We start from the raw sequence: 16,841 nt of genomic DNA, 5'->3' as shown, positions 1-16,841 counted from the left end.
ACCGAGACGAGGAGAACACGATGCCCACCTTCCTGATCGAGCGCACCATCCCCGGCGCCTCCGGCCTCACCCCGGAGCAGATCCGTGAGATCGCCTGCACCTCCAACGGCGTGGTCGAGGGGCTCGGCGTGGCCTACACCTGGCACCGCAGCTACGTTGCCGGCGACAAGATCTACTGCGTGCACGAGACCGACGACGCCGAGACGGTCCGCGAGCACGCCCGCCGCGGCGGCTTCCCCGCCGACCTGGTCGTCGAGGTGGCGACCGAGTTCGGGCCGCACAGCGCCGACACCTGACCGGTCAGGCGCGCACGCCCGTCCGGCGGGCGGCCGCGGCCGCCTCGCCGCGCGAGCGCACCCCCAGCTTCGCCAGGACCGCCGACACGTGGTGGTCGGCGGTCCTCGGCGAGATCACCAACCGGGCCGCGATGTCGGCGTTGCTCAGCCCCTCGACGAGCAGCCCCAGCACGTCGAGCTGCCGTGCGGTGAGGCCCGCCGGGTTGGCGCGGGTGGCGGGGGCCGGGCCGCGGGGGATCCCGTTCACCCCGAGCTCGCGCAGCCGGGCGCGGAACCGGGCCGCGACGGCCGCCGCGCCCAGCTCGTCGAGCACGGGGAGAGCGGCGAGCAGGTCCGTGGGGGCGCCGGCGTCCCAGAGGGCGAGGGCGCGCTCGTAGGGCCGGTCGCCCTCGTCCGTGCGGTCCTCCGGCTCCGGCCCGTCGGGGACCGGCGGCAACGGCGGCAGACCGGCCGCGCCCATCCGCGCCGACCAGCGCCGGACCGGGGCGAGGGTCTGGCCACGGCCGCTGAACGGCTCCGCGAGCAGCCGGGCCACGACCGGTTCGGCCAGCCGCGGGTCGGGCCGGCGCAGCAGCCAGGCCTGCTCGGCGAGCGCCGCGACCGCGGCGGCGAGGGCGGCGGGCGCGTCGAGACCCGTCGCGATCCGCCACCCGACGTCGAGGTCCGGGTTGTCCGGGGGCGCCGAACGGCGCGCGGTCAGCACCCCCAGCACGAGGCGCGGCCACAGCCGGCCCAGCGGCATCTCGCCGCGGTCGAGGACGGCGCGCGCGTCCTCCTCGGCCTCGGCCCAACGCCCCTGCAGCAGCCGCAAGCGGGCCCGGACGCCGCGCTGCCACATCGTGCAGATCTGCACGTCCAGCCGCTCGCTCAGCGCCAGGGCGTCCGCCAGCACCGCGTCGGCCTCCGCGAACCGGCCCTGCTCGACGTCGAGGTGCGCGAGGTTGCTCACCGGTGCGGTCGCGAGCTCGTCGAGCTTCCTGCGGACACCGGTGGCGCTCGCGTCGAGGAGATCGGAGCGGGCGGCGACGTCCCCACCGAGCAGGCGTGCGATCGACAGCCCGATCGCGGCGGTGCCGTGCAGGGCCGGGTCGGCGAGCTCCTCGGCGATCTGCTGCGCGTCCTGCCCGGCCCGGGAGGCGCCGGGCCCGTCACCGCGGTGGGCGGCGAGGTAGGCGTGGTTGGCCAGCGCGAACCCCCACTCGCGGGGGTCGTCGGCACCGGCGAGGATCTCGCGCGCCGCGCGGTCGTGCTCAGCCGCGGCGGCGCCGTCGCCGTGGTACCAGGCGTAGTCCGAGATGATCCGGTGCCCCGCGCCGACGGCCACCGCGTCGCCCAGCTCGCGCCGCAGCCCGACGGCGCGGGTCAGCACGTCGATCGCCTCCGCGAGCCGGTCGGTGAGGTAGAGCTCGGTGCCGAGGGCCTCCATGAGCTCGGCGCGGGTGGTGGGCTCGACGAGCGCAGTGGCGGGTTCCGTGTGCTGCGCGGTGATCTGCTCGGTCGCCTCGAGTGCGAGGCGGTACAGCTCGGCGGACTGGCGGTGGGCGCCCGAGCGGGCCGCCTCGGCCGCCGCGGCCCGGGCGTGGCGCAGGACGCGCTGCACGTCGCCGGCCGCCGCGGAGTGGTGGGCGAGCACGCTGGCGTCGCCGCCGGTCGCCTCCAGCGCCGCGATCATGGCGGCGTGCCGGTCCACGGCGGGTCCCGGGGCGGCGTCGAGCACCGCCGAGCGGGCGATCTCGTGCCGGAAGGCCAGCCCGTCGCCGTGGCGGTCGACCAGCCCGGTGCCGATGAGCGCCTCGACGGTCGCGGGCGGTACGCCGAGGGCGCCCAGCAGCGCACCGCCGACCGGCTCGGGCGTGCAGGAGAGCAGCTCCAGGCAGCGGCGGTGCTCCGGGTCGAGCACCGCCGCCCGGGCGAGCACGGCCTCCCGCACGCTCGCCGGCAGCCGTGACTCCGGCTGCGCCACGATCTGGCTGACGTAGAACGGGTTCCCCGCCGTGCGCCGGTGCACCTCGGCGGCGTCGAGCCGGCTGCCGGCGCACAGCTGCTCCACAGCGCCCCGGCTCAGCGGCGCGAGCTGCACGCGGCGGGTGTCCGGCAGCGAGACCAGGTCGCCGACCACCGGGACGAGCGGATGGTCGGCGGCCAGCCCGTCCCGGTACGAGAGCACCAGCAGGAGCGGCAGCGAGGAGATCCGGCGGCCGAGGTACCGCACCAGGTCCGCGGTGGCGTCGTCCGCCCAGTGGAGGTCCTCGATCACCAGCGTCCGCGGCCGCGCCCGCAACGCGTCGAGCACGGCCGCGAACACCTCGTGCGGCGGCGCCCCGTCGGCGAGCAGCGTGGTCACGCCGGGCCCGAGCGCGTGCGCGACGTCCCGCAGCGGGCCGAGCGGCCGCGGCGTGGACAGCGCGTCGCACATCCCCCACAGCACCTGCTCGCGGGGCAGCTCCTCGGCGAGGGCCCGGAGCAGGACCGTCTTGCCGATCCCGGCCTCGCCGGCCAGCAGCACCAACCGGCCGCCGCCCTCGGCCGCCCGCGCCGCCCGGTCGCGCACGACTGCCAACGGGTGGTCGCGCTCCAGGAGACGCACCGGGCGATCGTAGGAGCGCCCGTTCGGCCCGCGGTACGGGCCGAACGGCCCTGGCTCGATCTCCCGGGGCTCAGCTCGTGTAGCCGGGGTCGGCCGCGTGCACGACCGGGGCCCGCCCCTTCGGCTCCTCCCAGTCCTCCTGCCGCCCCAGCGCCGTCAGGTCGAGGAGGTGGTAGCCGTGCATCATCTCCTCGACGCCGCGGCCGTACGCCGACCAGGTGTGGAAGACCTGGTCGCCGTCCCGCAGGAACGTGCTGATCGCCGGCTGCTCGCCGACGTAGTCGACCATCCAGTCGAGACCCGCGGCCGACAGCTCCCCGGCGTCCCGGAAGTTGTAGTTCGCGGGCGCGACGGCCGGGTCGAGCGTCGCGTGGAAGTCGTAGTTGAAGCTGCTGCCCTCGGACGAGTACCAGGGGAAGGTCCAGCCCCGGGCCTCGCGTACGGCCTGCAGCTTCGGGTACGGCGCCCGCGACACCGCGGCGAAGGCCGTGTCCCGCCGGGCCAGGTGGTCGCGCACGCCCTCACCCGTCTCCGCGGCCATGGCGCTGCAGCTCCGGCACGGCTCGTCCCAGGCCGGGTCGTACATGAAGTGCTGCAGGATCAGCTGGCTGCGGCCCGCGAACAGGTCGAGCAGCCCGACCTCGCCCTCCGGCCCCGTGAACCGGTAGTCCTGCTCCACCCGCACCATCGGCAGCCGCCGCCGGTCCGCGGCGAGCACGTCTCGCGCCCGGGTCAGTTCCTTCTCGCGCAACAACAGCGCCCGGCGTGCGGCCAGCCACTCGTCCCGCGAGACCACCTGCGGAAGTGCCATCGTCCTCATCCCCTTCGGGTCGACTTGCGTGAAGCAAGTACGGTAGGGGGTGAGACTTGCATCACGCAAGTGGAATTGGCCTATTCTGGTGCCGTGCTGGGACGCCTGTACGAGCGCGAGAACTGTTCCGCGGCCCGCGCCCTCGAGCTGGTCGGGGAGCGCTGGAGCCTGCTGATCATCCGCAATGCCGTCTTCGCCGGCATGACCCGCTTCTCCGACTTCGAGCGCCGCCTCGGCATCGCACCCAACGTCCTCGCCAAGCGCCTCGAGGGCTTCGTCGCCGCCGGGCTGATGGAGGAACGCCCGGACGGCTACGCGCTCACCCGCAAGGGCCGGGAGCTGGGCACGGTGATCGTCGCCCTCACGGAGTGGGGTGACCGCTGGGCCGCCCCCGACGGCCCCCCGATCCTCTTCACCCACGACGAGTGCGGGGGCACGGTCCACCTCACCACCACCTGCGAGGGGTGTGACGCCGCGCCCGACATCGCCGAGATCGTCGCCGACCCCGGCCCGGGCGCCGACCCCGACCGGATCCCGCGGAGGGCCGGCTGAGGGGTCGCCAATTCGCCTTCTGACGGCGCTGCGCGAGGGCGGCTGACGGTGCCCCACCCGATCGCAGGTCTCAGGGGGCGGACGGAGGACAGGAGTCGACCTCTGCCGAACCCGCCCTCCGCCCGTAGCGGCGGCGTACCACGGCCCCACCAACCCGCTGCCATCGGACTCGGCCGCGGTGCGGGACCTCCTGGCCGACGACCTCCCGGACCACGCCTGGCCGCCGACGACGGGCGGCCACGGTTCCCGACCGGTCGTGCTCGGACGGGCCGCCGGCCTGACACCTCGGCAGGCGCGGTGTCAGGCCGGACGGAGCTCAGCGGTAGTTCGTGAACTGCAGGGCGATGCCGAAGTCCTTGCTCTTCAGCAACGCGATGACGGCCTGCAGGTCGTCCTTCTTCTTGCCCGACACGCGCAACTGGTCGCCCTGGATCTGGGCCTGCACGCCCTTGAGCTTCTCGTCGCGGATGGTCTTGCTGATCTCCTTGGCCTTGTCCGAGGCGATGCCCTGCAGGATCTTGCCGGTGACCTTGTAGATCTTGCCCGACGGCGCGGGCTCGCCCACCTCGAACGCCTTCAGCGAGATGTTCCGCTTGATCAGCTTCTCCTTGAAGACGTCGACCGCCGCCTTCAACCGCTCCTCGGTCCCGGACTCGAGGGTGACCGCCTCCTCGCCGGCCCAGCTGATCGAGGTGTCGGTCCCGCGGAAGTCGAACCGCTGGGAGAGCTCCTTCGCAGCCTGGTTGAGGGCGTTGTCGACCTCCTGCCGATCGACCTTGCTCACCACGTCGAACGACGGGTCGGCCATGGGCTCCTCCTTGCTGACGGCCCCCCTCGTGGGGGCCGGATCTCGCTGTCGTATCCTTCTCCCTGCACGTCGGCGAGGCCGACGGCACCCCGGCAGGTTGCCCGAGTGGCCAAAGGGAGCGGACTGTAAATCCGTCGGCTTAGCCTACGAAGGTTCGAATCCTTCACCTGCCACACCCTCGGGGTACGGCCCCTGACCAGCGGAGACGCGGGTCAGGGGCCATTCTCGTACCTCGACCCGATCCGACGACCGATGACTCCCGCCCGCCGTCGCGGTCCTGTGTGGGCGACACAGGGGGAGGCGGATTTCGTGGCGGTGATCGAGGACGTCCGGTTGCTGGGCACCGAGCTGGAGCGCTCGTACCAGGTGTACGTGCGCGGCAGGTTGAAGTTCCGCGTCAAGCAGATCGTCTACGTGGCGTTCTCCCTCGACGAGCGCGAGATGGGCTTCGCGTTCCCCAAGGAGGAGCGGGCGGCGCTCGTCGCGGGCGAGCCGCACAAGTTCCGGCTGCCGTCGGCGTCGGACATGCGCTTCAACTGGGTCCACGCCGATCTCGCGGCACTGGACGCGACCGAGGCCCGGGAGCTCGTCGTCGACGCGTGGCGGATGGTCGTGCCCAAGAAGGTCTCACGGGCCTACGACCTCACCCATCCCGGCGGCCCGGGCTGACCCGGCCCCGGCACCGTGCTCACGCCTCCAGGCCCTCCTTGCGCAGGTACCAGACGTGCCAGGCGATCAGGCCGGCCAGCGCGGCGAACCACACGACCGTGGTGACCAGGGCGATCAGGTCGATCGGCAGGGTGTGGACGAGCACGACGTGCACCACCGCGTTCGCCAGCAGCACCGCGCCCCAGGCGGCCGTGTCGATGCGCAGCCCGCGCCGGAACCGCGCGTCGGTGTCCCAGCGGGCCGCCCACGCGGCGGCGCCCTCGGCGCCGCGCTTGATCTCCGCGATCGTCCGGCCCAACGTCAGCTGGGCCGGCCTGCCGACGACGACCGTGACCAACATCCAGAGCCCGAACAGCCCGCCGAGGGCGGCGGTCCAGCCCTCGCGGATCGCGAGGGTGCGGGGGTCGTCCGACAGCAGGCCGAGCACGACGGACAGCACCAGGACGCTCAGCGTGACCAGCGCGACGAGGTCGATCCGGCGGTTGCGGACCACCGTCCACACCACGTACGGGGCCGCCACGAGCACCCCGGCCATCAGCGCCCACCACTGGCTCACCCCCGCCGCGCGCAGCCCGTAGAAGAGCGCCATCGGCACGAGGACCTCGAACGCGACGGTCAGCACGTTGGCCCGGACCACCCGACGCAGGCCCGCGTCCGGTGCAGGCCTCCCGTCGACCGTCATGCGGATCCCCCTTCGGACGTGGTCGCGCGGACGTAGAGGTCGGCGAGCTCGCGGCCCAGGCGGGCGAGCTCCGCGGGACCGGGCGGGTCGACGGCCGCGGTGGCGACGACGGCGTCGAGCCCACTGGTGAGCGCGATCGTCACGGCCCGGACGTCGAAGGGGCGGAAGACGCCCGCCTCCTGCCCGGCGCGGAAGTGCTCCTCGAACACGGCCGGGCGGCCGCTGACGCCCGGGCTGGTCGCGGCGCCGTTCCGCACGATGTCGATCAACGCCCGGACGGCGGCGGGGTGCTCGCCGACGAGCGCGACGTTCGACTCGACGTAGGCCCGCAGCTGCGCGACGTGCCCGTCCGCGGCCTCGAGATAGGGCTCCATGAACGACCCGGTCACCCGCTCGATCTCCGCGACGCAGGCCGCGAGCAGGTCGTCCTTGCCCGCGAAGTGGTAGCTGATCATGCCGGTGCTCGACAGCCCGGCGTGCGTCGCGATCCGGCTGAACGACGCCTTGGCGTAACCGACCTCGGCGATCACCTCGATCGCCGCCGTGACGATCTGGGTGCGCCGGCTCGTCTCCGTGAAGGTCCTTGCTCGCACGAGCAAAAATTAGCTCGGCCGAGCAAGTCGCGCAAGGGTGGGACCACGGCAGGAGAACGAGCTTGGCCGTCCGACCGCGGCGGTCGCCGCGTAGGCCGGGTCGAACGGGACGCGGGCCCGGGATCGAGCCGGAGCTAGATGCCGAACGGTGCCGCGTACCTGACCGTCCCCGCCGGCAGGGGGTCGTCGGTGAGGGAGAGGGCCATGAGCGCCTCGTCCGGTACCTCGGCGGAGAGCCGGATGCCGTGGGCCGACGCCCGGCCGAAGCCGAAGCGCGGGTAGTAGTCCGGGTGCCCCAGCACGATCACGAACCGCTCGCCCCGCTCCCGCGCCGCCGCCAGCACCGCACGGACGGCGGCGGACCCGGCGCCCGAACGTTGGTGGGCGGGCAGGACGGAGCAGGGGGCGAGGCAGAGTGCCGGGACCTCGTCGACGTGACAGCGGGTCAGCAGGGCGTGCCCGACGATCTCCCCGTCCGGCGACTCGGTGACCACCGACAGCCCGTCGATCCATGCGGGGTCGGTGCGGAGGGCGTCGACGAGATCGGCCTCACCGGGGGCGTCGAAGGCGGCCAGCACCACCCGTCGCACCGCGGGCGCGTCCTCGGGTTCCTCCGGCCGCGTGGTCCAGTGCATGCGGTGATCCTCCCAGCGGGGGCCACCGGATAGCGTGCGGCCGTGCCTCCGAGGCTGCCCCTGACCGTCGTCGCCGCCCAACCGCCCTGCACCGCGCTGGACGTCGCGGCCAACGTCCGCGCCCACGCCGACACGGTCCGCCGGGCCGGCGCGCGGCTGGTCGTCTTCCCCGAGCTGTCGCTGACCGGCTACGAGCTCGACGCCCCCGCCCTCGATCCCGCCGATCCCCGGCTCGCGCCGCTGGTCGAGGCGTGCGCCGACAGCGGGGCCCTCGCGCTCGCCGGCGCCCCGCTTCCCCTCGAGGGCGGCGGCCGCTCGCTCGGTGTGCTGGTTGTCGACGGCGCGGGAGCGCGGATCGCCTACCGCAAGATGTGCCTGGGCGGGGCGGAGCCGGCGCACTTCACCGCCGGGACCGGACCCGGCGTCGTCGAGGTCGACGGCTGGCGGCTCGGTCTCGCCGTCTGCCGGGACATGGGCGCGCCGGAGCAGGCCGCGCGCACGGCGTCGCTCGGCATCGACGCCTACGTGGCCGGTGCCGTGGACACCCCGGACGACGCCGCGGTGCAGGAGGAACGGGCCCGGCGGATCGGGCGCGACCACGGCGTCCCGGTCGTCGTGGCCAGCTTCGCGGGCCCGACCGGGGGCGGCTACGACCGCACCGCGGGCCGCTCCGGGATCTGGGCGGCGGACGGCACGGTGCTCGCGCGGTGCGGATCCGGGCCGGGCGAGACCGCCCGCGCCGTGCTCGTCGCCTGACCGGCGGAGACGCGACGCCCCGGCCGCCGTAACATCCGCGCGGTGGCGGAGTACAGGATCTCGGAGGTCGCGGGCCTGCTCGGGGTCAGCGACGACACGGTGCGCCGGTGGATCGACGCCGGCACGCTCCCGGTGCACCTCGACGCCTCGCGACGGAAGGTCGTCGACGGGGCCTCGCTGGCGGCGTTCACCCGGGAGCACGCGACGGCGGCGCCGGACCCGTCGGACGTGCACACCTCCGCCCGCAACCGCATGGTCGGCCTGGTGACCGAGGTCGTCACGGACAAGGTCATGGCCCAGGTCGAGATGCAGTGCGGGCCCCATCGGGTGGTGTCGCTGATGAGCCGGGAGGCGGTCGAGGAGCTCGGGCTGCAGCCCGGCTCGCTCGCCGTCGCGGTGATCAAGTCGACGAACGTCGTCGTCGAGACACCCCGGCGCTGATCCCGATCACGACGGTGGCGTCGAGCTCCTCGGAGCGGGTCATCGCGGTACCCATGCCGTGCACGACCATCGCCGCCGCGGTGCCCGGCGCCTGCCGCCGGGAGGTCTCGATCAGCAGGTACCCGCCCGGGCGCAGCCACCGGGGTGCGAGCGCGGCGATCCGGCGGTGCAGGTCGAGGCCGTCGGCGCCGCCGTCGAGGGCGGTGAGCGGCTCGTGGTCGCGGGCCTCGGGCGGCATCAGCGGGACCTCCGCCGTGGGCACGTAGGGCGCGTTGGCGAGCAGCAGGTCGACGCGTCCGCGCAGGTCGGCGGGCAGGGCCGCGTCGAGGTCGCCCTCGTGGACGTGCCCGCCGCGCGGCTCCAGGTTCCGGCGCGCGCAGCGCACCGCCGCGGGGTCGACGTCCGCGGCGTGCACCTCGGCCCCCGGCAGCTCCGCGGCCAGTGCGGTCGCCACCGCTCCAGAGCCGCAGCAGAGGTCCACCACGACGGCGTTCCGAGGAGCCAGCGCCAGCCCCTGCTCCACGAGCAGCTCGGTCCGCCGGCGCGGCACGAAGACCTTCTCGTCGACGACGATCCGCAGCCCGCGGAACTCCGCCCACCCCACGACGTGCTCCAGCGGGACGCCCGCGACGCGCCGGGCCAGCATCGCCTCCAGCTCCTCCGCGGACCCCGCCGACGCCGCCAGGACCTCGGCCTCCTCCTCCGCGAACACGCATCCCGCGGCGCGCAGTGCCCCGACCAGGGCCTCGCTCGATCCCACGGAGGGGCATTATCACGGAATGATCCAGCTGGACGGCGCGGTCCTGCTCCCCGACGGCACCCCGGTCCGCGGCCGGGGCCGCCGTGACCCCCTGCCGGACGGGCCGCTGCCCGAGTTCTCCCTCTGCCTCGGCCGCCCCGGGCACGACGACGAGCCGGACTGGCCCGCGGCCTGGATCGTCTGGCCGGACTTCCGCGTGCCCCGCGACCGGGACGGCGCCACCGCCGCGATCGTCGACGCCTACGAGCGCGCCCGCTCGGGCGTGCGGGTGGAGGTCAGCTGCACGGGCGGGACCGGCCGCACGGGCACGGTGATCGCGTGCATGGCGGTGCTCGCCGGGCATCCCGGCGCCGAGGCCGTGGCCTGGGCCCGGGCGCACTACCGGCCCCGGGCCGTCGAGACGCCCTGGCAGCGGCGGTGGGTCCGGGCGTTCGCCGAACGGGTGGCCCGGCGCGCGACCTGAGGCGCTCCCCGCGGACCGGCGGTGGGTCCGCGCCTCGGCGCTCAGCGCACACACCCGGATGAGCGCTGCACACCCGTCGAGGCGCCGTCGCACACCCGCGGGGTGCGTCGGACATCCGGTCGACGGCCTGTGCGGCGCTCGAGTGGGTGTGCGGGAGGTTTGCGGCGACCCGCCGGGCGCCGTCGCACACCCATTGGTTGCGCCGGACATCCGGTCGACGGGGCTGTGCGGCGCTCGAGCGCGTGTGCGCACGATTCGGGCCGTGCCGGGCGCCCGACGGTCCGAGCGCCGAGCGCCGACTGCCGTGCCCCGGCCCGTCGCCCCCACCTCAGGCCAGGAACCCCTCAGGCCCGGCGGCGCCCGTAGTCCGAGGCCAGGCGGGTGCGGGCGGTGAACAGGTGCCGCGCCACCTCGGCGGTGATGCGGTCCGCGTCGGCGGAGCACCGCCCGGCCCGTTGGTCCTCCGGCAGCCCGCGGTAGGCCGAGGTGAGCTCCTCCAGCGCGCCGAGCAGGTCGGCGATCGCGGCGGACCGCGACTCGGCCTGAGCGACGGTCAGGTCGATGGTCATGCCACTCAGGGTCGCGCGCGCAGGTGTCCGGTGTGGTCCCTCGACGTCACGAACCCGTGACCTCCGTGCACCCGTCCGGGGTCCCGCCTCCCCGCGAGACGGCGAGGATCACCGCCGGGACCGCGCCCGGGTTGTGCACCGTGCGCAGGTTGAGTCCCGTGAACCACAGCACCGAGCCCGCAGCGAACCGCCGGCGCCCGCCCGCGTGGCAGCGTAGTTCGATCTCCCCGGCCTCGAGAACGACGAGCACGCCGCGCCACTCCGCCTCCACGTGCGGTCGCGACTCGCCCGGGGCGATCTCGATCCGCCGCCGGCCGAAGCGGCGGCCGGGTGGCTGTGTCGTACCGCCTCTGCCACCCATGCCGCCTCCCCCCACGCCTCACGCGGGCCGGTCGCTCCCGGTCCGTCGTGGGGTGGACCGCATTGCGTCCCGGAAATCATCGGTGGCGGCCGGATCGTCCGGAACGCCGCTCCGCTGGTGGGCGAGGACGAGCCCGGGGTCGACCGTCCGCAGCACGGCCGCGGCGGCGTCGTGGCCGAGCCGGGAGGCGAGCTCGACGCGCGGGACGTCGATCGTCAGGCCGCGGATGCCCGCGGACCGCTCCGGCGAGATGGCGAACAGGTGGCTGCCGGACCGCTCGGGGTGGGCGGCGTCGGAGAGCAGGTCGAGGCTGTCGGCGTGCCGCCGGACGTCCTGCGTCATCGCGCCGAGCCCGGGGGCGAGCAGGTCGATGGACCGCGCCCACCACGGCGTGCGGCCGGTCGGGTCGGAGCGGCGCAGCTCGGGGACGGTCCGGGTGAGCAGGACCAGGACGTGCGTGGCCCCGTCCCGCAGGGCCCGCGCCACCGGTAGCGGGTCGCCGATCGAGCCGTCGATCCAGCGCCGGCCGTGCAGCTCGACGGGCGGCCCGGTGAGCAGCGGGATCGCCGCCGTCGCGCGCATGGCCAGTCGCCAGTCCGCGGCGGTCGCGAGCCCCCCGAGGGCGTGCGGGGTCATGTCGTCCGCGTCGGTGACCAGGACCCGCAGCGGGGCCGGGCTGTCGCGCAGCGCCTCCCAGTCGGTGGGCTTGCTGTGCACCAGGATCTCGTCGATCAGGTGGTCGAGCGAGACCATCGGCCGGCGCGTGCGGAGCCGGCGCGGGTCGACGAACGCGCGGGTGGCCATGTCGTCGGGGAAGATCCGGGAGGCCTCGTAGCCGTGCCCGAGCAGCAGCGCCGTGGCCACGAAGGCGCCGGCGGAGCTGCCGTAGGCCACGTCGAAGGCCGGGGCCAGTCCCGCCTGCTCGAGGGCCCACACCATGCCGCCCGCGTAGGCGCCGCGCATCCCGCCGCCGCCGACGACGAGCGCGATCCGGTGCTTGTCGGTCCGGGCGCCGGGGCGGCTGCCGGAGTCCCGGCGGCGGAACAGGGCGTGCAGGACCTCGGCGTCGCCCTGGAGATCACCGTCGGCCAGGTCCCCCATGACCCTCATCATGACCCGGCGGGGGTGCCGCGGTCAGGATGACCGGATGAACGTCACCGACGACGGCCCGGTGCGCCGGGTCACCCTCGACCGGCCCGAGGCGCGCAACGCCCTGACCGCGGGCGACGTCCGCGACCTGCACGCGGCCCTCGACCTCGGCCCGGACACCCGGGCCGTCGTGGTCGACGCCGCCGGTCCCGTGTTCTCCGCCGGCATGCACGTCGACGAGTTCCTGGCCCTCTCCTCGGTCACCGACGCGGAGGCCTTCATCGCGCGGCTGCGCGACCTGCTGCGGGCGGTCCGGACGGCGCCGGTGCCGGTGCTCGTCGCCGTCGACGGGCCGTGCATCGGCGCGGCGTTCGAGCTCGCCCTGGCCGCCGACCTCCGCGTGGCGACCACGCGGGCGGCGTTCGGGCTGCCGGAGGTGAAGCTCGGAATCCCCTCGGTGGTCGACGCGGCGCTGCTGCAGCAGCACGTCGGGCTGGCGCTGGCCAAGGAGATCGTGCTGACCGGGGACCTCTACCCGGTCGAGCGGCTCGGCACGCTCTGCAACGCCGTCGTCGAGCCGTCCGGGCTGGCCGGTGCCGTCGAGGAGCTGCTCGCCAAGGTCGGCGGGCACACCCGCACCGTGCTGGCGGCACAGAAACGCCTGTTCGAGACGTGGCAGAACACCGGGCTGGCCGAGGGGGCCGACCGGAGCGTGCAGGAGTTCGCGGGCGTCTTCGCGGAGGAGGAGACGCGGGAGGTGCTCGCGGCCTACCGGGCCCGGCTCGGCCGGCGGGGAGCCTCCCGCGACGGCTGAGGTAGGCGTATCGACGGCTGAGGCAGGCGTATCGACGTGCCGGGGAGACGAAGACGGCGGCGGGTTTCGTACCCGCGGCACGAAGGTCGATTGCGTGACCGATGTCACGGTGCAGGGGACACCCCGAGCCCGTCCGCATCGGACCCAGGAGGCAGCGTTGCCCGTCCACCCCGAAGCCCAGACCCTGCTCGACGCCCTCGCCGAGCAAGGCATGCCGCCGTTCCCGCAGATGACGGTGCCGATGGCCCGCGCCGCGGCGAAGGGCTTCCTCGACCTGCAGGGCGAGCCGGAACCGATCGCGGTCGACGAGCGCCGCATCACGGGCCCTGCGAGCCAGATCCCGGTCCGGATCTACACCCCCGACGGCGACGGCCCCAAGCCGCTGGTCGTGTACTTCCACGGCGGCGGCTGGGTGATCGGCGACCTGGACATCGTCGACCGCCCGCTGCGCAGCATCGCCAACCGCAGCGGCGCCGTGATCGTGTCCGTCGACTACCGGCTGGCGCCCGAGCACGTCGCGCCCGCCGCGTTCGACGACTGCTACGCGGCCACCGTCTGGGCGGCCGAGAACGCCGCGGAGCTCGGCGCCGACCCGAACCGGCTGATCGTCGCCGGTGACTCGGCGGGCGGGCACCTGGCCGCCTCCGTCGCCCAGGCGGCGAAGGACCGCGGCGGCCCCGCGATCGCCGCGCAGCTGCTGCTCTACCCGGTGACCGACTTCGACTTCTCGACGCCGTCGTACGAGGAGAACGCCGACGGCTACCTGCTGACCCGCGGCGCGATGGAGTGGTTCTGGGCGCACTACCTGGGCGCGCAGAGCGACGACCTCGACTACCTGTGCCCCGGCCGCCGCGAGGACGTCTCCGGCCTGCCGCCGGCCTACGTCGCGACGTCGGAGTTCGACCCGCTGCGTGACGAGGGCGAGAACTACGCCCGCAAGCTCGAGGCCGCCGGCGTGCCCGTCACCCTCAAGCGGTTCGACGGCATGCTCCACGACTTCCTCTGGACGCTCGGTGCCACGCCGTCGGGTGCCGGGATCATCGACGAGATCGCCGACGCGGTGCGGAAGGCCGGCGCGTGACGCAGCGGGTCGAGGTCGCGGTCCTGGGCGCAGGACTCGGCGGCCTCGGGATGGCCGAGCGGTTGCTGCAGTCCGGCGAGGAGTCGTTCGTGCTGCTCGAGAAGGCGGGCGACTGGGGCGGCACCTGGCGGGACAACACCTACCCCGGCGCCTCGTGCGACGTGCAGTCGCACCTGTACTGGTTCTCCTTCGACGAGCAGCCGGACTGGAGCCGGGTGTTCGCGTTCCAGCCGGAGATCAAGGCGCACATCGACCGCCTCGTGAACCGGCTCGACCTCGCGCCGCGCATCCGGCTCAACACCGAGGTGACGTCGGCGCACTGGGACGAGGCCGAGGGCGTCTGGCGGATCGCGGTGTCCGAGGGCGAGGACGTCGTCGCCCGGGCCCTGGTCACGGCGTGGGGCCAGCTCAACCGGCCCACCTTCCGCGACATCACCGGCCGGGAGACCTTCCGCGGCGAGTCGTGGCACTCGGCCCGCTGGAACCACGACGTCGACCTGCGGGGCAAGCGCGTCGCGTGCATCGGCAACGGGGCCAGCGCGGCGCAGTTCATCCCCGAGGTGGCCGAGGTCGCCGGCGAGCTGATCGTGTTCCAGCGGACGCCGAACTACGTGGTGCCCCGCGAGGACCGCCCGTACGACCCGGAGGAGCGGGAGAACTACCGCAACCGCGACGCCCTGCAGGAGAGCCGCGACGGCTTCTACTGGGAGCACGAGGGCTGGATGGGGGCGATGAAGCAGGGCACGGACGTGGCCGCCGAGTTCACCGCCGCCGCCCGCGCCCACCTCGAGGCCCAGGTCCCGGACGAGGAGCTGCGCGCCAAGCTCTGGCCGGACTACCCGATCGGCTGCAAGCGGATCATCATCGCGGACACCTTCTACCCGGCGCTGGTGCGCGACAACGTGCAGCTGGTGACCGAGAAGCTCGAGGGCGTGGAGCCCGAGGGCGTGCGGACCGCCGACGGCGTGCTGCACGAGGTGGACGTGATCGTCTACGCCACCGGGTTCGAGACGCTGTCCTTCAACAGCGCGCTCGACGTCCGCGGCCGCGCCGGCCTGCAGCTCGCGGAGGCCTGGCGGGACGGTCCGCACGCCTACCTCGGGATCACCGTCACCGGCTTCCCGAACCTGTTCATGCTCTACGGCCCGAACACGAACCTCGGCCACAACTCGATCATCGCGATGCTCGAGTGCCAGTTCGAGTACGTGCTGCAGGGCCTGGCCGTGGGGAAGGAGAAGGGCGCGGCGCTCTCGGTCCGGGCCGAGGCGCAGGACGAGTACAACGCCGAGCTGCAGCGCGAGCTGCGGGACAGCTCCTTCGCCGGCAGCTGCAACAGCTGGTACAAGACGGCCGACGGACGGATCACCAACAACTGGAAGGGCAGCGTCGAGGACTACCGGGCGGCCACCCGGGAGCTCGACGTGGCGGACTACGACCTCGTACCCACCACCCCCTGACCAGGGCACTCCGCACCGACCTCCGGCCGGGTGCGACGCGGGCAACGGCGCCGGCGTCGCGCCCGGCCGGGCTCGTCCGCGCGGAGACTTGTCAAACGTTCAGCAGAACGTACTGTGTGGGGGTGCCGCCATCGTCGACGGACGTCTCCCCGGCAGGTCTCGCCCAGGTGGGCGGCTGCGTCCGGGCGATCGCCGTCGCCCTGGGCCGGCGGGTCGTCGAGATCGCGCTCGACCTCCGCCAGCTGATGGCCACCGAGATCGCCGAGCTCGACGGCGACCCGCGGATCGTCGAGCTGCTCGGCGCCTCCGTGGAGGGCAACGTCGAGACGATCCTGCACATGCTGGCGCACGAGATCCCGGCCGAGCGGATGGAACCGCCGTCGGCCGCCTTCGAGTACGCCCGCCGGCTCGCCCAGCGCGGCGTCCCGGTCAACGCGCTGCTCCGCGCCTACCGGGTGGGCCACGACCGGCTGCTGCGCTGGATGTTCGCCGAGCTCGACCGGCGCCGGGAGGACCCGGTGGTGGCGCTCGGCGTCGCGCGGCGGATGGTCGGCGACACCTTCGGCTACGTCGACTGGATCTGCCAGCAGGTCGCCGAGGTCTACGAGGAGGAGCGCGAGCGCTGGCTCGCCAACCGGGACACGCTGCGGGCGGGCCGGGTCCGGGCCCTGCTCGACGGCGACGGCCCGGCCGACCTCGACGCCCTCGAGACCACCCTGGGCTACGGGCTGCGCGGGCGGCACCTCGCGCTGGTCGCCTGGTCCGGCGAGGGGGAGGGCGCGGCCGTCGTCCGGCTCGTCGGGACGCTGGCCGAGCGGACCGGTTGCCGTGGGCGCCCGCTCTGCGTGGCCTACGACCATGCGACGACCTGGGCCTGGCTGCCGCTCGGCCGGGACTCCTCGGTGGGGGACCTGACCAAGGCGGTGGAGGCGCTCGCCGAGGAGAACGGGCAGGCCGTGCGGATCGCCGTCGGCGAACCCGGGACCGGGGTGGCCGGGTTCCGGGAGAGCCACCGCCAGGCCGTCCGCGCGCAGACCGTGGCCCTCGCCGCGGGCGCCGACGCCCGGACGATCACGACCTTCGCCGACGTCGGCGCCGTCGCCCTGCTCTGCGCCGATCTCGACGCCGCGCGCACCTGGGTGGCGGACACCCTCGGCGGGCTCGCCGCCGACGACCCGCAGCGCGCCCGGCTGCGCGAGACCCTGCGCGTGTTCCTCGCGGCCGGCGGCAGCTACACCACGGCGGCCGATCACCTGACCATGCACAAGAACTCGGTGCGCTACCGGGTGAGCCGGGCCGAACGGGAGCGTGGGCGACCGCTGACCGAGGGCCGGATCGATCTCGAGCTGGCCCTGCTGGCGTGCCGCTGGCTCGGCCGCGCGGTGCTCACACCCGCCCGGTGATCGTGGGTAGTGTC

Annotated in this window: 20 protein-coding genes and 1 tRNA gene; 11 read left to right on the top strand and 10 right to left on the bottom strand. The window is 74.5% G+C overall.

All coding sequences use genetic code 11. The features are described 5' to 3' along the window. The first annotated feature begins 20 nt into the window (after positions 1-20). The gene (locus ACQP04_RS32705; RefSeq protein ID WP_433504318.1) at positions 21-296 is read left to right on the top strand and encodes a DUF4242 domain-containing protein; all 276 of its coding nucleotides are present in this window, start codon (positions 21-23) and stop codon (positions 294-296) included. A 4-nt stretch (positions 297-300) separates the two neighbouring features. On the opposite strand, the gene ACQP04_RS32700 is transcribed toward ACQP04_RS32705, so the two are convergent. Beyond that, positions 301-2,883, bottom strand: coding sequence for an AAA family ATPase (locus tag ACQP04_RS32700; RefSeq protein WP_433504317.1), 2,583 nt, complete (start codon positions 2,881-2,883; stop codon positions 301-303). Positions 2,884-2,953: 70 nt separating this feature from the next. Further along, positions 2,954-3,694, bottom strand: coding sequence for a DUF899 domain-containing protein (locus ACQP04_RS32695; RefSeq protein ID WP_433504316.1), 741 nt, complete (start codon positions 3,692-3,694; stop codon positions 2,954-2,956). Positions 3,695-3,787: 93 nt separating this feature from the next. Between ACQP04_RS32695 and ACQP04_RS32690 the strand changes: the two genes are divergently transcribed. Next, positions 3,788-4,246, top strand: coding sequence for a winged helix-turn-helix transcriptional regulator (locus ACQP04_RS32690; protein ID WP_433504315.1), 459 nt, complete (start codon positions 3,788-3,790; stop codon positions 4,244-4,246). 316 nt (positions 4,247-4,562) lie between these two features. Here the strand turns inward: ACQP04_RS32690 and ACQP04_RS32685 are convergent, their stop codons facing one another. Next, positions 4,563-5,054 carry a YajQ family cyclic di-GMP-binding protein gene (locus ACQP04_RS32685; protein WP_433504314.1) on the bottom strand — a complete coding sequence of 164 codons (492 nt, stop codon included), beginning with the start codon at positions 5,052-5,054 and terminating at the stop codon, positions 4,563-4,565. 91 nt (positions 5,055-5,145) lie between these two features. Between ACQP04_RS32685 and ACQP04_RS32680 the strand changes: the two genes are divergently transcribed. After that, positions 5,146-5,227, top strand: a tRNA-Tyr gene (locus ACQP04_RS32680). A 136-nt stretch (positions 5,228-5,363) separates the two neighbouring features. After that, complete coding sequence (locus ACQP04_RS32675) at positions 5,364-5,723, top strand: MmcQ/YjbR family DNA-binding protein (RefSeq protein WP_433504313.1); 360 nt, start codon at positions 5,364-5,366, stop codon at positions 5,721-5,723. Between the two features lie 19 nt (positions 5,724-5,742). Here the strand turns inward: ACQP04_RS32675 and ACQP04_RS32670 are convergent, their stop codons facing one another. The 3 genes from ACQP04_RS32670 to ACQP04_RS32660 form a co-directional block, all read right to left on the bottom strand. Beyond that, positions 5,743-6,405, bottom strand: coding sequence for a VC0807 family protein (locus ACQP04_RS32670; protein ID WP_433504312.1), 663 nt, complete (start codon positions 6,403-6,405; stop codon positions 5,743-5,745). Next, complete coding sequence (locus tag ACQP04_RS32665) at positions 6,402-6,998, bottom strand: TetR/AcrR family transcriptional regulator (RefSeq protein WP_433504311.1); 597 nt, start codon at positions 6,996-6,998, stop codon at positions 6,402-6,404. The genes ACQP04_RS32670 and ACQP04_RS32665 overlap by 4 nt, the downstream gene beginning before the upstream one ends. Positions 6,999-7,132: 134 nt before the next feature. Continuing rightward, positions 7,133-7,633 carry a GNAT family N-acetyltransferase gene (locus ACQP04_RS32660; RefSeq protein WP_433504310.1) on the bottom strand — a complete coding sequence of 167 codons (501 nt, stop codon included), beginning with the start codon at positions 7,631-7,633 and terminating at the stop codon, positions 7,133-7,135. A 42-nt stretch (positions 7,634-7,675) separates the two neighbouring features. Between ACQP04_RS32660 and ACQP04_RS32655 the strand changes: the two genes are divergently transcribed. Beyond that, positions 7,676-8,389, top strand: a complete 714-nt coding sequence (locus tag ACQP04_RS32655; RefSeq protein ID WP_433504309.1) for a carbon-nitrogen hydrolase family protein — start codon at positions 7,676-7,678, stop codon at positions 8,387-8,389. Between the two features lie 42 nt (positions 8,390-8,431). Further along, positions 8,432-8,830 carry a TOBE domain-containing protein gene (locus ACQP04_RS32650; protein ID WP_037046016.1) on the top strand — a complete coding sequence of 133 codons (399 nt, stop codon included), beginning with the start codon at positions 8,432-8,434 and terminating at the stop codon, positions 8,828-8,830. Here the strand turns inward: ACQP04_RS32650 and ACQP04_RS32645 are convergent. Beyond that, on the bottom strand, positions 8,790-9,590 hold the full coding sequence (locus ACQP04_RS32645) for a putative protein N(5)-glutamine methyltransferase (protein ID WP_433504308.1): 801 nt from the start codon (positions 9,588-9,590) through the stop codon (positions 8,790-8,792). The two genes, ACQP04_RS32650 and ACQP04_RS32645, sit on opposite strands and share 41 nt — an antisense overlap. Positions 9,591-9,609: 19 nt before the next feature. Here ACQP04_RS32645 and ACQP04_RS32640 point away from each other — a divergent pair, with 19 nt between their 5' ends. Next, positions 9,610-10,053, top strand: a complete 444-nt coding sequence (locus ACQP04_RS32640; RefSeq protein ID WP_433504307.1) for a protein-tyrosine phosphatase family protein — start codon at positions 9,610-9,612, stop codon at positions 10,051-10,053. Positions 10,054-10,397: 344 nt separating this feature from the next. Here the strand turns inward: ACQP04_RS32640 and ACQP04_RS32635 are convergent, their stop codons facing one another. From ACQP04_RS32635 to ACQP04_RS32625, 3 genes are read right to left on the bottom strand one after another with little or no spacing between them, the layout of a single operon-like run. Next, entirely contained in the window at positions 10,398-10,622 is a 225-nt protein-coding gene (locus ACQP04_RS32635) for a hypothetical protein (RefSeq protein WP_358211107.1), read from the bottom strand. Positions 10,623-10,668: 46 nt separating this feature from the next. Further along, a complete protein-coding gene (locus tag ACQP04_RS32630; protein WP_433504306.1) occupies positions 10,669-10,983 on the bottom strand; it encodes a hypothetical protein in 315 nt (104 codons plus the stop codon). Between the two features lie 18 nt (positions 10,984-11,001). After that, positions 11,002-12,084, bottom strand: a complete 1,083-nt coding sequence (locus tag ACQP04_RS32625) for a patatin-like phospholipase family protein (RefSeq protein WP_433504305.1) — start codon at positions 12,082-12,084, stop codon at positions 11,002-11,004. A gap of 46 nt (positions 12,085-12,130) precedes the next feature. Between ACQP04_RS32625 and ACQP04_RS32620 the strand changes: the two genes are divergently transcribed. The 4 genes from ACQP04_RS32620 to ACQP04_RS32605 all read left to right on the top strand — a co-directional run bounded on the left by ACQP04_RS32620 (position 12,131) and on the right by ACQP04_RS32605 (position 16,827). Next, complete coding sequence (locus ACQP04_RS32620; protein ID WP_433504304.1) at positions 12,131-12,886, top strand: enoyl-CoA hydratase/isomerase family protein; 756 nt, start codon at positions 12,131-12,133, stop codon at positions 12,884-12,886. Positions 12,887-13,043: 157 nt separating this feature from the next. Continuing rightward, positions 13,044-13,967, top strand: coding sequence for an alpha/beta hydrolase (locus ACQP04_RS32615; protein ID WP_433504303.1), 924 nt, complete (start codon positions 13,044-13,046; stop codon positions 13,965-13,967). Then, positions 13,964-15,424: a flavin-containing monooxygenase gene (locus ACQP04_RS32610; protein WP_433504302.1), complete on the top strand. Its 1,461-nt coding sequence runs from the start codon at positions 13,964-13,966 to the stop codon at positions 15,422-15,424. Before ACQP04_RS32615 ends, ACQP04_RS32610 begins: the two co-directional genes overlap by 4 nt. A 122-nt stretch (positions 15,425-15,546) precedes the next feature. Beyond that, entirely contained in the window at positions 15,547-16,827 is a 1,281-nt protein-coding gene (locus tag ACQP04_RS32605; RefSeq protein ID WP_433504301.1) for a PucR family transcriptional regulator, read from the top strand. Positions 16,828-16,841 lie beyond the last annotated feature (14 nt).

This window comes from Pseudonocardia halophobica (assembly GCF_050948485.1).
Classification (GTDB): domain Bacteria; phylum Actinomycetota; class Actinomycetes; order Mycobacteriales; family Pseudonocardiaceae; genus Pseudonocardia; species Pseudonocardia halophobica.
Note: the sequence above shows the minus strand (reverse complement) of the source record. Positions and strands in the feature narration are given on the sequence as shown.